This is a genomic window from Leisingera sp. SA215, from assembly GCF_055902035.1.
This window is the reverse complement of the sequence record NZ_JBVVXU010000004.1, coordinates 175,517-189,424: the sequence shown is the minus strand read 5'-3', so window position 1 is coordinate 189,424 and position 13,908 is coordinate 175,517. Positions and strand designations below refer to the sequence as shown.

Below are 13,908 nucleotides of genomic sequence, written 5' to 3'. Positions count from 1 at the left end.
CTTTATGCTTGAAGTTTTTCCGGACCCGCTTATCCTGATCCGCAAGGATGTGCGCTGAGCGGGAAGGGATGATCATGAAAGTCGCCTGTTTGGGAGGAGGGCCTGCCGGTCTGTACTTTGCGATCTCGATGAAGCTGCGGCAGCCGGAGGCGCAGGTCACGGTGATTGAGCGGAATAAAACCGATGATACCTTTGGCTGGGGTGTGGTGCTGTCGGATGACGCGCTGGACAACCTGAGCGCAAACGACCCGGAAAGCGCCGAAGCGATCCGCGAAAACTTTGCCTATTGGGATGATATCGCGGTGGTTCATGACGGCACCCGCACGGTGTCGGGCGGGCACGGATTTGCCGGCATCGGCCGCAAGAAGATGCTGCTGCTGCTGCAAGACCGCGCCCGCGAACTGGGCGTTGACCTGCAATTTGAAACCGTGGCCAAACCTGCCGCGGAGTATCAGAAAGACTATGACCTGGTGGTCGGCTGCGACGGGCTGAACTCCGGTGTCCGCACTGAGTTTGCCGGACATTTCAAACCGGAAATCGATGTGCGGCCCTGCAAGTTCATCTGGCTGGGCACGCATCAGAAATTCGACGACGCCTTCACCTTTATTTTCGAGAAGACCAAACACGGCTGGATGTGGATCCACGCCTATCAGTTCGACGCGGACACCGCGACGGTGATTGTGGAATGCTCGGCCGAGACCTGGGAGAACTGGGGCTTTGAGGCGATGAGCAAGGAGGAGACCGTCCGCACCTGCGAGGATATCTTTGCCGATCATCTGGGCGGGCACGCGTTGATGTCGAATGCCGCGCATCTGCGTGGCGCGGCGGTGTGGATCAACTTCCCGCGGGTGCTGTGCGAAAAGTGGCACCATGAGAATGTGGTGCTGCTGGGCGATGCCTCGGCCACCGCGCATTTCTCCATTGGATCCGGCACCCGGCTGGCCTTTGACAGCGCGATTGCGCTGGCGGAGCTGGTCAGCACCGAGCCGACGCTTGAGCGCGCCTTTGAGCGCTATCAGGAGGAGCGGCGGCTGGATGTGCTGCGGCTGCAATCGGCGGCGCGCAACTCGCTGGAGTGGTTTGAGGAGGTCGAGCGCTATCTGGATATGGATCCGGTGCAATTCAACTATTCCTTGCTGACGCGGTCGCAGCGGATCTCCCACGAGAACCTGCGCCTGCGCGATGCCGACTGGCTGCAGAGCGCGGAGAAATGGTTTCAGGACAAGGCCGGAGCGCCCGCGGATACGCCGGTGCGGCCACCGATGTTCGCCCCCTACAAGCTGCGGGATATGGAGCTGAAGAACCGCATCGTGGTCTCCCCCATGGCGCAGTACAAGGCGGTTGATGGCTGCCCGACGGACTGGCATTTCGTCCATCTGGGAGAGCGGGCCAAGGGCGGTGCCGGGCTGGTTTATACCGAGATGACCTGTGTCAGCGCCGAGGGCCGGATCTCGCTGGGCTGTCCGGGGCTGTATGCGCCGGAGCATGAGGCAGCCTGGAAGCGGCTGACGGATTTTGTGCATGCTGAGACTGGTGCGAAGATCTGCTGCCAGATCGGCCATTCGGGACGCAAAGGGTCCACCCAGCTGGGCTGGGAAGTGATGGACGCGCCCTTGCCAGATGGCAACTGGGAGACTGTATCGGCCTCAGCCCTTCCTTGGTCGGCAAACAATCCGGCGCCGCGGCAGATCACGCGGGCGGAAATGGATGCGATCAAGGCGGAATTTGTGGCATCTGCCCGGATGGCAGAGCGCGCAGGGTTTGACATGATCGAACTTCATGCGGCGCATGGATACCTGATTTCATCGTTTATCTCGCCAAAATCGAACATTCGGGGTGATGAGTATGGCGGCGCGCTGGAGAACCGCCTGCGCTACCCGTTGGAGGTGTTCCAGGCGATGCGTGCGGTTTGGCCGGAGGCCAAGCCGATGTCGGTCAGGATTTCTGCCAATGACTGGGTTGGAGACGAGGGCGTCACGCCGGAAGAAGCAGTGGAAATCGCCAGGGCCTTCACCGCCGCCGGCGCGGATATCATCGACGTTTCCGCCGGGCAGACCTCGACCGAGGCGCAGCCGGTCTATGGCCGCATGTTCCAGACCCCGTTTTCCGATCGCATCCGCAACGAGGCCGGGATTGCAACCATGGCGGTCGGCAATATCTATGAGGCGGACCATGCCAATTCGATCCTGATGGCGGGGCGGGCGGATCTGGTCTGCGTGGGCCGGCCGCATCTGGCCGATCCCTATTGGACTTTACATGAGGCGGCGCGGATCGGCGACCGGCATGGCGACTGGCCGCTGCCCTATCACGCGGGCCGCGATCAGGCCTGGCGGCTGGCCGACCGCGAAGCGGAGGTGATCCGGGCATGACACGCAGGGTTCTTGTGACAGGCGGCGGCACCGGGATTGGCAAGGCAATCGCGCAGGCCTTTGCAGCTCAAAATTGTCAGGTGACAATTTCCGGCCGCCGGCGCGACGCGCTGGAGCAAGCCGCGGCGGGTACAGGGCTGGAAATAAGGCCGGCCGACGTTACGGATGAGGCGCAGGTCGAGGCGCTGTTCGACAGGCCGTATGATGTGGTTGTGGCGAATGCCGGCACCGGGACGGCCGCCAGGATCGAGGATGTTGAGCTGGCCGACTGGCAGCGGGCCCTGACCGTGAATATGACGGGCACCTTCCTGACCTTCCGGGCAGCCCTGCGGGCCGGCATGAAACCGGGCGGTCGGCTGATCGCCATTGCCTCGACCGCGTCCTTGCAGGGCGGTGCGCAGATCCCGGCCTATGCGGCGTCGAAACACGGGGTGCTGGGGCTGGTGCGGTCGGTTGCGCAGAGCGTGGCAAAGCGGGGGATCACCTGCAACGCGATCTGCCCCGGATTTGTCGATACCGAAATGGCAGAGACAGCGATCACCGGGTTGATGGCACGGCAGGGGATTTCCCGCGACAAGGCGCTGAAGATGGTGGTCGGCGGCAACCCGATGCAGCGGCTGATCACGCCGGAGGAAGTGGCCGCAACCGCGCTGTTCCTGGCGTCTGACGGCGCGGCCTCGGTCAATGGCCACGCGATGAGCGTGTCGGGAGGAGAGGTTTGAGTACCACGTCCAAAGACCGGCTGCGGCTGTGGCTGAAGGTGCTGAAGGCCACCAAGGCGGTGGAAAGCGAAGTGCGCGAAAACCTGCGGCGTGAATTTGCAACAACGCTGCCGCGGTTCGATGTGATGGCGGCACTGATGCAGCACGGAAAAGGCCTGAAGATGAGCGAGTTGTCAGGTGTTCTGAAAGTCTCGAACGGCAATGTCACCGGCATTGTCGAGCGGCTGGTCGAGGACGGCCATGTGCAGCGCGAGAAGATCGAGGGCGACCGGCGCGCCAATCTGGTGCGGCTGACCGAAGCGGGCAAGGTGGAATTCTCCCGCCAGGCTGAGGCGCATGAAGGCTGGATCGCTGCTGCCTTTGCGGGTCTGAACCCGGATGAGGTGCAGGGCATCGCCGAGAGCCTGGAAGCAGTGGCCCAAAGGCTGGAAAACGGAGGCAAGTTATGAAGGTGAACAGGGATCCAGAGCATTTCCTGTGCCGGATCGAGGAGGGCGTCGCCACGGTCTCCCTGGACCGGCCGGAGCGCAAGAACCCGCTGACATTCGGCAGTTACGCCGAGCTGCGCGACTGGTTCCGGGATCTGCACTATGACGATACGGTGCAGGCGGTGGTCTTTGCCTCCAACGGCGGCAATTTCTGCTCGGGCGGCGATGTGCATGACATCATCGGGCCGCTGACCCGCATGAGTATGAAGGAGCTGCTGGCGTTCACCCGGATGACCGGGGATCTGGTCAAGGCGATCGTGACTTGCGGCAAACCGGTGATTGCCGCCATTGACGGGATCTGTGTGGGGGCGGGGGCAATCATTGCCATGGCCTCGGACATCCGGATTGCCACGCCGGAGGCCAAGACCGCGTTTCTGTTCACCCGAGTGGGTCTTGCGGGCTGCGATATGGGCGCCTGTGCGATCCTGCCGCGGATCATCGGCCAGGGACGGGCGGCGGAGCTGCTGTATACCGGGCGGTCGATGAGCGCCGAGGAAGGCCAGGCCTGGGGATTCCACAATAAACTGGTGGCGGCGAATGAGCTGGACGCCGAGGCGCAGGCCTGGGCGGCGCGGATCGCGGCGGGGCCGAACTTTGGCCATATGATGACCAAGACGATGCTGGCGCAGGAATGGTCGATGTCGATCGAACAGGCGATCGAGGCCGAGGCGCAGGCGCAGGCAATCTGCATGCAGACGGCGGATTTCGAACGTGCCTATCATGCTTTTGTGAACAAGGAAAAACCGCTGTTCGAGGGTGATTGAGCCGTGTGAACCGCTGGAGCCCGCGCTGGAGGAGGGGGCGGGCGCCTCCGGCGGGAGTATTTGGGGAAAGATGAAACAGGGAGGGCCGCGCCATGGCGGACAGGACGTTTCTGAACTGGCCGTTCTTTGAAGACCGCCACCGCGCGCTGGCGGCGGAGCTGGACGATTGGGCCGCGGCGCATCTGGCGGGCATTGATCATTCGGACACCGATGCCGCCTGCCGGTCGCTGGTGGTTGCGCTGGGAGAGGGTGGTTGGACGCAGCATTCCGGTGCTATGGCCGGGGAGACACTGGATGTGCGCAGCCTCTGCCTGATCCGCGAGACGCTGGCGCGACATGACGGGCTGGCGGATTTCGCCTTTGCCATGCAGGGGCTTGGAACCGGTGCGCTCTCGCTGTTCGGCACTCCGGAGCAGCAGGGTGAATGGCTGCCGCTGACCCGCGCAGGCAAGGCGGTTTCGGCCTTTGCGCTGACCGAGCCGCAGTCGGGCTCGGATGTGGCCAATTCGACCATGACTGCGACGCAGGACGGTGGCCATTACGTGCTGAATGGCGAGAAAACCTGGATTTCCAATGGCGGTATTGCCGATGTCTACACGCTGTTTGCCCGCACCGGCGAGGCGCCGGGAGCCAGGGGGCTGAGTGCTTTTGTTGTGCCGGCCGATCTGCCTGGATTTGAGGTGGCGGAACGGCTGGAAACCATCGCGCCGCATCCGCTGGCAACATTGCGTTTTACCGATTGCCGGATCCCGAAGTCCGCGTTGCTGGGGCAGCCCGGCGCGGGCTTCAAGATCGCGATGTCGGTGCTGGATGTGTTCCGCTCGACCGTGGCGGCGGCGGCGCTGGGGTTTGCGCGCCGGGCGCTGGACGAGGCGCTGGCGCGGGTTACCACCCGGCAGGTGCAGGGCGCGCCGCTGTTTGATCTGCAGATGGTGCAGGGGCATATTGCCGACATGGCGCTGGATGTGGATGCCAGCGCGCTGCTGGTTTACCGCGCCGCCTGGGCCAAGGATTCCGGCGCCGCGCGGGTGACACGGGAGGCGGCGATGGCCAAGCTGTTTTCCACAGATCAGGCGCAATCTGTGATCGACAGGGCGGTGCAGCTGCATGGCGGAGACGGCGTGCGCCGGGGCCAGAAGGTTGAGGAGCTTTACCGCGATATTCGTGCCCTGCGCATTTACGAAGGGGCCTCGGACGTGCAGCGGGTGGTGATCGCCCGCCAGGCGCTTGCCGCTTTTCAGGGAGGGAACTGAGATGCTGGGACCATCAGCGCATGAAGACACTTTCACCCGGGATAACCTGCCGCCTGAAGATCAGTGGCCCGGGTTTCTGCTGGAGGGGTTTGACTATCCCGACCACCTGAACGCCGCGGTTGAGCTGACCGATGCGATGGTGGAGAAGGGGTTTGGCGACCGCACTGCGCTGATCGGCAACGGCCGCTACCGCACCTACAAGGAGCTGGCAGACTGGACCAACCGGCTGGCGCATGTGCTGAGCGAGGATCTGGGGGTGAAACCGGGCAACCGGGTGCTGATCCGCTCGGCCAACAACCCGGCGATGGTGGCCTGCTGGCTGGCGGCGACCAAGGCGGGCGCGGTGGTGGTCAATACCATGCCGATGCTGCGCAAGGGGGAGCTGGCCAAGATCGTCGATAAGGCCGAGGTGTCCCATGCGCTGTGCGACACCCGGCTGAAGGACGAACTGGTCGCCTGCGCCAAAGACTCGAAATTCCTGAAAACCGTAGTGGGCTTTGATGGAACGTCCAATCACGATGCGGAACTGGACCGGCTGGCGCTGGAAAAACCGGTGGCATATGAGGCGGTGCGGACGGGGCGTGATGACGTGGCTTTGCTGGGGTTCACGTCCGGCACCACCGGGTCGCCCAAGGCGACGATGCATTTTCACCGCGATCTGCTGATCATCGCCGATGGCTATGCGCGCGAAGTGCTGGATGTGCAGCCCGAAGATGTCTTTGTCGGCTCGCCGCCGCTGGCCTTTACCTTCGGGCTTGGCGGGCTGGCAATTTTTCCTTTGCGGTTTGGCGCTGCAGCGACGCTGCTGGAAAACGCGACCCCGCCGAACCTCATCGAGATCATCGAGAAATACAAGGCAACGGTCTGCTTCACCGCGCCGACAGCCTACCGCGTGATGCTGCGGGCGATGGAGGAGGGGGCGGATCTGTCGTCGTTGCGGGCGGCAGTTTCAGCCGGGGAAACCCTGCCCGCACCGGTCTATGAGGAGTGGATGCAGAAGACCGGCAAGCCGATGCTGGACGGGATCGGCGCGACCGAGATGCTGCATATCTTCATCACCAACCGGTTCAGCGACCACCGGCCTGCCTGCACCGGCAAACCGGTCGGCGGCTATCAGGTGAAGGTGCTGGCTGCAGACGGCACCGAGGCCCCGCGCGGCGAGGTCGGGCGGCTGGCAGTAAAGGGACCGACCGGCTGCCGTTACCTGGCTGATGACCGGCAGGCAGAATATGTCAGGGACGGTTGGAACATCACTGGTGACAGTTTCATCCGGGACAAAGACGGCTATCTGCACTTTGCCGCCCGGAACGACGACATGATCGTGTCGGCCGGTTACAACATTGCGGGACCTGAAGTGGAAGCCGCCCTGCTGGCGCATGAGGCGGTGGCGGAATGCGCGGTGATCGGCGCCCCTGACCAGGCCCGCGGCGAGATTGTGCAGGCCCATGTGGTGCTGGCCGAGGGGCAGGTGCCGTCGGTGGACCTGGTGAAACGTCTGCAGGACCATGTGAAGGCGGCGATCGCGCCTTACAAGTATCCGCGATCGGTTGTGTTCACCGCGGCACTGCCAAAGACCGAAACCGGTAAAATCCAGCGCTTCAGACTGAAAGCCTAGCTGCCAGGGCCATTCCCGGCACCTGTCCTGACGGCGGCTGCCAAACTGCCGGCAAGGTGCGCGGGTTTGGCGGATTCAGCAAGCCTATGGCACGCTCGGGCGGATGTAAGGGGCTGAATTAGAACGGCAATTGCAACTGAGTGCAGGTGGAGGCGAGTACCGGAATCGAACCGGTGTACACGGATTTGCAAGAGTAGGTATGCGACTGAATTAAAACAGAAACCTGTTTAGACAGAGAGCGATTTTGGCTAGAACATATCACGAATGTTTAGAGCGTTTCAGGCGCTTGGCCGCGTGAGGTTGACGACCCTAAGGTGGCCGCGGCGGATCTACCCGGCTTGCATCTTTTGGGTGAGCGTATGACAATCCTGCGCCATAAGGTAGTCATCGTGAGGTGCATCATGATTCGCTTTCTCCTCCGTATTCTTTTGCCTACTCGAACACCGAAAAGGCGTCAGGATTCACGGTTGACTGAGGCGAAATCGGTCTCGTTAATATTCACTGAGCAACAGGTCGAGAAAGCGGAGTTGCCGTTAAAATTGGGGCAGGCTCGCGAAGCGGATGCTTGCATTACAGAAGGTGATGAGCAAGCGGTTGTGCCCCCTGAGACCACGCTAAGTGGAAAGTGCTACGTTGTAGATGGCGACACGATCAAGATTGGTTCTGTTAATATCCGGCTCGCGGGTATCGATGCACCTGAGCTTGATCATCCTTGGGGAAAGAAGGCGAAGTGGGCGTTGGTTCAGCTGTGCAAGGGGCAAACTGTTATCGCGGAGATTGAGCCGGAACTATCCTATGATCGCCTTGTCGCAACGTGTTTCCTGCCAGATGGTCGTGATCTGAGTGCGGAGATGGTTCGGATCGGTATGGCATTGGATTGGCCTAAATTTTCAGGTGGAAAATACGCGCACCTTGAGCCGGAAGGGGTGCGCAAAAAGCATTGGAAGGCCGCAGCGAGGCAACGTGGCCACATGGCCGTTTTTAACAAGTGACTGGCGGTCTTGCGGGACCTTGCTGCCGTTCGCTGCGGTTTCAGCCTGGGCAACGTCGAGCGTCCGCTTTGCGTATCGTAGCACCCCTTGCAAAGTCGAATACTTCAGGGAGTGAGGGCCGGAATGACCGACCCAACGCTGTCGTTGAATTTTCCCTTGCGATGCTGTAGCTCGGTTGTGTTCGCGGACTTTCGCTGCAGTCGCTTACTGGCCTTCTGGAACCGAACCGAAGCACTCTTCTAATAAATCGAATACGACCGAAAAACGTTGAAAATCATCGGCATCGCCGTTTTCACACAGCCAATCGCATAAGTTTCTCTTTTCGTCCTTATTTACTGACCAGTTCTCCGGAGTTGTGATCTGCTCGCCTCTGACGGTTTTGGTCCAAGCGGGCGAATGGTCGAGGAAAGCTGCTTTGTGGCCCTTCGCCTTTTGAAGCGTCTCCGACGTGAACAAATTCTCGATTCCCTTTTCTATAATTGAGTCTAGTTTTGGAATAGTTCTTTGGAATGCTAGCGCGACTTCATTGTTTTTGGGATTAACGTCGCAGTCATAGAGCAGCACAACAGGTTGGCCGATATTCGTCCACCGCTCATGGTGCAGGTTCTTCCAAATCTTATCAAGCCCTTTGAACCCATCGCCATCCACCAGCTCAACCCCTTCTAAAAAATCGATCTTTCCGAGGTGCTCTGCAGCTTTCTTAATGTAGTCGATGTCTGTTGTTCCTTCGACGATGAGCAACGGACGAGTAGATTCAGAAATCCTTGTGTTGAAGTCATCTTCAAAGCGCCTTGTTTCCGCGAGATATTGATATGCACTTTCGAACTCGGAAAACCTTTCCGCGCTAATAGGCGAACCATCTGGCAATTGTAATAGGCAGAAGTTATCTTCCCCAAAGTGCTTTTCCATTCCCAATGGGAACAATGGGGAATGGGCAGAGACGATGAACTGTATCTTGGGAAAAAGTCGCATAAGGTTTGGCAGAACATCATGCTGAAGGTCGGCGTGAAGATGAGCATCCACTTCGTCGATCAGTACTATACCTTCTATTTGATTTGTCGACTTTGGAGCTCGGCCAGAGTCTCCGTACCGCAGTATCGTCCCAAAAATCCCAAAAAGCATTGCTTGGCCTGAAGAAAAAGAATCTAGACTAGGTAAAATCAGCTCTTGGCCATCGTGTACCATGAGCTTTCTTTTGCCCATTTCTCGCCCTGTTCGCACTAGTCTTGCGTTTGGTCTGCCCAAAACTGCTCGCAATAGAGAGTTTACATTGGCAAGAGCGGTCTGGTTAGCCGCTGCAGCCGCGAGCATTGGGCCTTGTTTTTGCGGGTTAAGAAGCAATGGGCCAGCGTCGACCATTTGGTCCAACAAGACATCGACAAGCCACGGCTTAATTTCTTCGATGCTCGATTGAACGGAAATTGGTTTGCGCAAAAGGTTTTGAAACCGGTCGACAAATCGAGCTTGATCCGTTTCCTGCACCTGCCCAGACCAATAGGGCGCTTCTGATCGACCTGCCGGGAAACTCACGTAGCAACCCTTTCGAAAGATGGCCTCAATCTGAGCTTCAGGTCCAGTTACGTCCTTGTGGTTGCCTTCTGGCGCCCAGTTCGGCGCTTGCGGAAAAGCCGCTAACCTCCCCTGGATATCGGGTTTGGCCAGCTGTCCACCTTTGCTTGAATATATGAAGCGGTTTTGTTGCTCTTCTAACTTCAGAATTGCGAGTTCATAATCACTGCCAGTCCGCCTAGTTGTACCACCAATCACACGATGCCATTGATGCCCACCACCGTCGTGCTTGGGAGCAATGTCGGTGAACTTTTTGGCGGCAATCTCGGTGAGCGCGTCAGTCACGTACGCCAAAAGGTTCGATTTACCTGACCCATTTTTGCCAACTATGACAATGGGTTTGGGTTTTCCGTCCTCTTGGAACGGGAGCGCGAGCTCCAGGTCTATTAGTGGACCGCTATTCAATACTAGTATGTCTTTCAAATACATCTTGACTCCTAACGGGTTGCGCACGCGGCGCTCGATATTCAAGGCTCTGCTGTCGCATTAGAACATAGGGTTTTGCGGCACTCTGCGTAAGATGTAATTCCTCCGAGAGATGAACAATTCCAGATTGCGAAACAGTGTTAGCTTTGCTGCAGTCGCAGATTCGAGCCTTTGATGGCGGGCTCTCAGTTGCAGGTCTGTTTCAGGCTGCTAACGACCAACTGCGCCCGCAGCATTCCGATCAAGCGCCAATGGCGCCTGTGGGCTCTGAGGTGCCCTCTTTCCCGCAGCGTATCGTCAAGCTGACTTAAAGAATTCAATCTCTGCGCTAGCTTTCCGTTTCAGAACTTTGTTTGGGAGGAATAGCGGGCACTAGGAGCGTTGTTCGCGCTGAGTGCGGTATTGGGTCGCTAGAGCATAGAGCAGACTCTGTGTGGCCGCATTCCGTGCTTCTGTGGGTGTCGACAGTACCGTTGCTCCCCCCAGGTTGCTTGGAAATGGTCGGTGAAATGCAGATCAGTGACGCCCTGATCGCCAGTTAGCACGCCTTGGGCGTTCGCTTCGCGCGCGCTGGCGGATGCAGTTCCATGGCAATCTAAGCAAATTTCATGAGCTGTGAGAATTTAAGTCGGTTCTTTCGCGACAATCAGTGCCGGAGGCACTAACTAGCAGTATGGCACCCATTGCGCCCGCCTTAGCGGCTTTCAGCTTTCGCAGCGGTACATGGTAAAACCGCGAAGGTAGATGCGGCGAAGGGCGACAGGCCCAAGGCCGCGTCGCCATCCAGTCCCGCCCCGAACCTTAGGAGGGGCGGGCGAGGATTTTCCCCTTTCTTGATAGTATATCCTTTTAGTGGTCCCTTTCGCAGATTTTGGGAGCCTGTACTTTACCGATCTGATGTCTGACGCGCAGTGGGCGTGAATGAAACGATTTCACGTTATGTTACAATTGTTGCAGGTCAGTATATACGTTTAGTGGTCCCAACCGTGATGGCGTGATTTGCGGAGTACCATAGAGCACCTGTAGCTTGCCTCATGTTCTGGTTTGCATGGATGATCCATTCGCCGATGGCGCGCGAACCTGACTCGTCAAGGAAGGGTGCATCATGCAGGGTCTCTACACGGTCTTACCTCATAGGTGCCAACGGCACCGCTTTCGCATGAAGGTTCACGTGCAGGTCTCTCCAGCACTGATGCGCCGAGAGGGGATTCACTCCATTCATGCTACGTGTAAAAGTGAGCTGGTGAAATGTCGGTAACAAAGTTGGAGCAGTCTGCGCTGCGCTTGCTTACGACCTTTGAAAAGGCGGGCAAGACGGTCAGTCGGGTGATCGTGGAGGGCCGCAAGATAGAGTTGGTTCTCTCGCATGAGGACCCGGTCGATGAGTTTGAGAGGATCGATTTGTACCATGGCAAAACGTGAGCTTCCTAAACATGTATATAAGCAGCGCAATGGGCTGTATTTTCAACGCCGTGGCTGGCCTTCTAAGAAATTTCAGGCGGAGTTTGGAACGCCTGAGTTCTGGCAGGAATACGCATCAATTCTGAATGGGGAGACCCTCGCGCCTCGGGTGTCCGTTCGGACGTTCGATGCGCTTATTCGGAGCTATCACACCTCTCCGAGGTATACGCGGCTGAAGCCACGAACCGCCTTGGACTATGATAAGTATCTGGAATTTTTCCGCGATCGGATGGGAAGTGCAAACCCGGCAGCGATGAAACGCAAGGACGTGATACGCTTACGTGACGCGAACGCAGTCAAGCCTTATTTTGCAAACTATTCATTGCGTGTCTTGCGCATACTGATGGAGCATTGTGTCGATCTGGGGTGGTGCGAAACCAACCCCGCCAAAGGCGTGATGGAAATCAAAACAGACAGCAAAGAACGCGAGCCATGGCCGCAAGATCTGTTGAATTCTTACCGTAAGCAATGCGCACTAGGAACGCGCGAGCGGCTGCTTATGGAGCTTTGTGTAGGCACAGGCCAGCGCGTTGGCGATGTTCTTGAAATGCGCTGGTCTGACATTCAAGAAGGTGGCTTTGTCATACGGCAAAACAAGACCGGCAAAGAGCTTTGGATACCCATCTTGCCGGAACTGGATTCTGCACTCAAAGCGGCAAGCAAGCACTCCGTTTTTATCCTGACTAATGAACGCGGCACTAATCGATGGTCGTATCGGGGTGCGTCACAGGCAGTGCGTAAGGTCCGAGGGCAGCTTGGAGCTTTGCGCTACGACATCCACAGTTGGCGCTACAATGCAGCCTGCGAGCTGGTCGAGGCAGGATGCGGCGACGATCTGGTTGCCTCAGTGACCGGGCAAAGCCCTGCGATGGTGACCCACTATACTAAGAAAGTTCGACAGCGTGTGAGGGCGCTGGAAGCACAGAAAAGGCGAACAGAACAAAAACAGAATGTTTAGAGAAATGTTTAGACGCAGCAAGTGCTGCACACTCTACATTGCCTAAGTCGTTGATTTTGTTTGGAGGCGAGTACCGGAATCGAACCGGTGTACACGGATTTGCAATCCGCTGCGTCACCACTCCGCCAACTCGCCATCCGTGGTGTAGGGCGTGATTAATCACATGCCCGCTGCCTGCGCAAGAGGCGTTTTGCCTCTGTCCGGGCCAAAAATTGCTTTTCTTTCCCGATCGCTGGAAACTCACCCCGCCGCAGTTTGGTCACGTGCCGCCGCGCGGATGCCATCGGCGATCAGGGCGGGAATGCCGGGCAGGGCACCCGTGACTGGCAGCAGAAGTCCTTGGAAACCGGCAGCCTCAAGCGCCTGGGGGATGTCCTGTTTAACATGGTCGCCGGCCTGGGCAAAGAACGGCAGGCAGATGGAACATGCAGGCAAAGCGGTTGCGGCGGATTCAACCCTTGGAGCTTGCTCCACATAGCCGGGCGAGACGGCGCAGCCGGGCAGCAGGGGCCGCAGCCTGGCAGCAAAACTTTCTGCGGCCTCTGCCGCTTTGGGACCGCGGGCAGACCCGTGGGCGGCGAGCAGAAGATGCGTTTCAGCCAGCGGCCAGCCTTGCCCTTCGGCGGCCTGACGGACGGCCCCAGCAGCGAGGGCGGGAAGGGCGGCATCCAGACCGAAAGGCGCGGCCATGCGATAGCTGCGGCCCTGCAGGCGGTCAGGCAGAACCTTGGCTGTGAACCATCCCTGCGACATGAAAAACGGATAGACCACGGTGTCCTTGGCCATTTCCTGCTCCAGCCGCCCGGGCGTGGCAAGGGTGGCGGAGCGGACATCCCAAGCCGGCAGATGCGCCGCAACCTCTGCCGCAAGCCTGGCCAGGGCGGCCTCTGCCGGATCAGGGTCGGAAGGCTGGCCATGGGCGGTGATGACGGCGGTGCGCGCGGTCTTTGTCAAGGCGGGGGTCCGGATCGTTGAAACTGCGTAAATCGGCGGGTTTGTTCCGCTATTAGGGGGGCTTGCCGGGCACTCCGCAAGGCTTGGGGAGATTTTTTCTGCGGCGTGTTGAGAAACGAAACCAAGGAGGTTGACCTTCCCGGGCGCTTCACCTAAATCAGCAAACACTCTGAGCGGGTATGGTGAAATGGTATCATAAGAGCCTTCCAAGCTTAAGGTGCGGGTTCGATTCCCGCTACCCGCTCCAGATTCTCCCCCTTCTGCCATTCTGTTACACCGTGACGCGGGATGTTCGCGCGATCATGTGCCTTTTGAACCGGCTCAGCGCTTGACGCGC

At 58.9% G+C, this 13,908-nt stretch carries 11 protein-coding genes and 2 tRNA genes; 10 read left to right on the top strand and 3 right to left on the bottom strand.

All coding sequences use genetic code 11. The annotated features are described in order from the left end of the window. Nucleotides 1-74 precede the first annotated feature (74 nt). From AC0KW6_RS06705 to AC0KW6_RS06675, 7 genes are all read left to right on the top strand, one after another. Complete coding sequence (locus AC0KW6_RS06705) at nt 75-2,369, top strand: bifunctional salicylyl-CoA 5-hydroxylase/oxidoreductase (RefSeq protein ID WP_474034495.1); 2,295 nt, start codon at nt 75-77, stop codon at nt 2,367-2,369. Continuing rightward, entirely contained in the window at nt 2,366-3,091 is a 726-nt protein-coding gene (locus AC0KW6_RS06700) for an SDR family NAD(P)-dependent oxidoreductase (RefSeq protein ID WP_474034494.1), read from the top strand. Before AC0KW6_RS06705 ends, AC0KW6_RS06700 begins: the two co-directional genes overlap by 4 nt. Next, a complete protein-coding gene (locus AC0KW6_RS06695; RefSeq protein WP_474034493.1) occupies nt 3,088-3,540 on the top strand; it encodes a MarR family winged helix-turn-helix transcriptional regulator in 453 nt (150 codons plus the stop codon). Before AC0KW6_RS06700 ends, AC0KW6_RS06695 begins: the two co-directional genes overlap by 4 nt. Next, nucleotides 3,537-4,343, top strand: coding sequence for an enoyl-CoA hydratase family protein (locus tag AC0KW6_RS06690; protein WP_474034492.1), 807 nt, complete (start codon nt 3,537-3,539; stop codon nt 4,341-4,343). The genes AC0KW6_RS06695 and AC0KW6_RS06690 overlap by 4 nt, the downstream gene beginning before the upstream one ends. A 92-nt stretch (nt 4,344-4,435) precedes the next feature. After that, nucleotides 4,436-5,596: an acyl-CoA dehydrogenase family protein gene (locus AC0KW6_RS06685; RefSeq protein WP_474034491.1), complete on the top strand. Its 1,161-nt coding sequence runs from the start codon at nt 4,436-4,438 to the stop codon at nt 5,594-5,596. Nucleotide 5,597: 1 nt separating this feature from the next. After that, entirely contained in the window at nt 5,598-7,211 is a 1,614-nt protein-coding gene (locus AC0KW6_RS06680) for an AMP-binding protein (RefSeq protein WP_474034490.1), read from the top strand. Between the two features lie 401 nt (nt 7,212-7,612). Beyond that, nucleotides 7,613-8,203 (top strand): thermonuclease family protein, encoded by a 591-nt coding sequence (locus AC0KW6_RS06675; protein WP_474034489.1) that lies wholly within the window; start codon nt 7,613-7,615, stop codon nt 8,201-8,203. Nucleotides 8,204-8,407: 204 nt separating this feature from the next. Here the strand turns inward: AC0KW6_RS06675 and AC0KW6_RS06670 are convergent, their stop codons facing one another. After that, entirely contained in the window at nt 8,408-10,201 is a 1,794-nt protein-coding gene (locus tag AC0KW6_RS06670; protein ID WP_474034488.1) for an AAA family ATPase, read from the bottom strand. Nucleotides 10,202-11,446: 1,245 nt separating this feature from the next. Here AC0KW6_RS06670 and AC0KW6_RS06665 point away from each other — a divergent pair. Next, nucleotides 11,447-11,620, top strand: a complete 174-nt coding sequence (locus tag AC0KW6_RS06665) for a hypothetical protein (protein ID WP_474034487.1) — start codon at nt 11,447-11,449, stop codon at nt 11,618-11,620. Then, entirely contained in the window at nt 11,607-12,617 is a 1,011-nt protein-coding gene (locus tag AC0KW6_RS06660) for a tyrosine-type recombinase/integrase (protein WP_474034486.1), read from the top strand. The genes AC0KW6_RS06665 and AC0KW6_RS06660 overlap by 14 nt, the downstream gene beginning before the upstream one ends. 61 nt (nt 12,618-12,678) lie before the next feature. Here the strand turns inward: AC0KW6_RS06660 and AC0KW6_RS06655 are convergent. Further along, nucleotides 12,679-12,752: transfer RNA gene (locus AC0KW6_RS06655), tRNA-Cys, on the bottom strand. A gap of 105 nt (nt 12,753-12,857) precedes the next feature. Continuing rightward, nucleotides 12,858-13,571 (bottom strand): CbiX/SirB N-terminal domain-containing protein, encoded by a 714-nt coding sequence (locus AC0KW6_RS06650; protein ID WP_474034485.1) that lies wholly within the window; start codon nt 13,569-13,571, stop codon nt 12,858-12,860. A 173-nt stretch (nt 13,572-13,744) separates the two neighbouring features. Between AC0KW6_RS06650 and AC0KW6_RS06645 the strand changes: the two genes are divergently transcribed. Next, nucleotides 13,745-13,818, top strand: a tRNA-Gly gene (locus AC0KW6_RS06645). Nucleotides 13,819-13,908: the final 90 nt, after the last annotated feature.

Coding starts and splice junctions, on each gene's coding strand:
- AC0KW6_RS06705 (WP_474034495.1), top strand. CDS start 75: ATGAAAGTCGCCTGTTTGGGAGGAGGGCCTGCCGGTCTGTACTTTGCG.
- AC0KW6_RS06700 (WP_474034494.1), top strand. CDS start 2,366: ATGACACGCAGGGTTCTTGTGACAGGCGGCGGCACCGGGATTGGCAAG.
- AC0KW6_RS06690 (WP_474034492.1), top strand. CDS start 3,537: ATGAAGGTGAACAGGGATCCAGAGCATTTCCTGTGCCGGATCGAGGAG.
- AC0KW6_RS06685 (WP_474034491.1), top strand. CDS start 4,436: ATGGCGGACAGGACGTTTCTGAACTGGCCGTTCTTTGAAGACCGCCAC.
- AC0KW6_RS06680 (WP_474034490.1), top strand. CDS start 5,598: ATGCTGGGACCATCAGCGCATGAAGACACTTTCACCCGGGATAACCTG.
- AC0KW6_RS06675 (WP_474034489.1), top strand. CDS start 7,613: ATGATTCGCTTTCTCCTCCGTATTCTTTTGCCTACTCGAACACCGAAA.
- AC0KW6_RS06670 (WP_474034488.1), bottom strand. CDS start 10,201: ATGTATTTGAAAGACATACTAGTATTGAATAGCGGTCCACTAATAGAC.
- AC0KW6_RS06665 (WP_474034487.1), top strand. CDS start 11,447: ATGTCGGTAACAAAGTTGGAGCAGTCTGCGCTGCGCTTGCTTACGACC.
- AC0KW6_RS06660 (WP_474034486.1), top strand. CDS start 11,607: ATGGCAAAACGTGAGCTTCCTAAACATGTATATAAGCAGCGCAATGGG.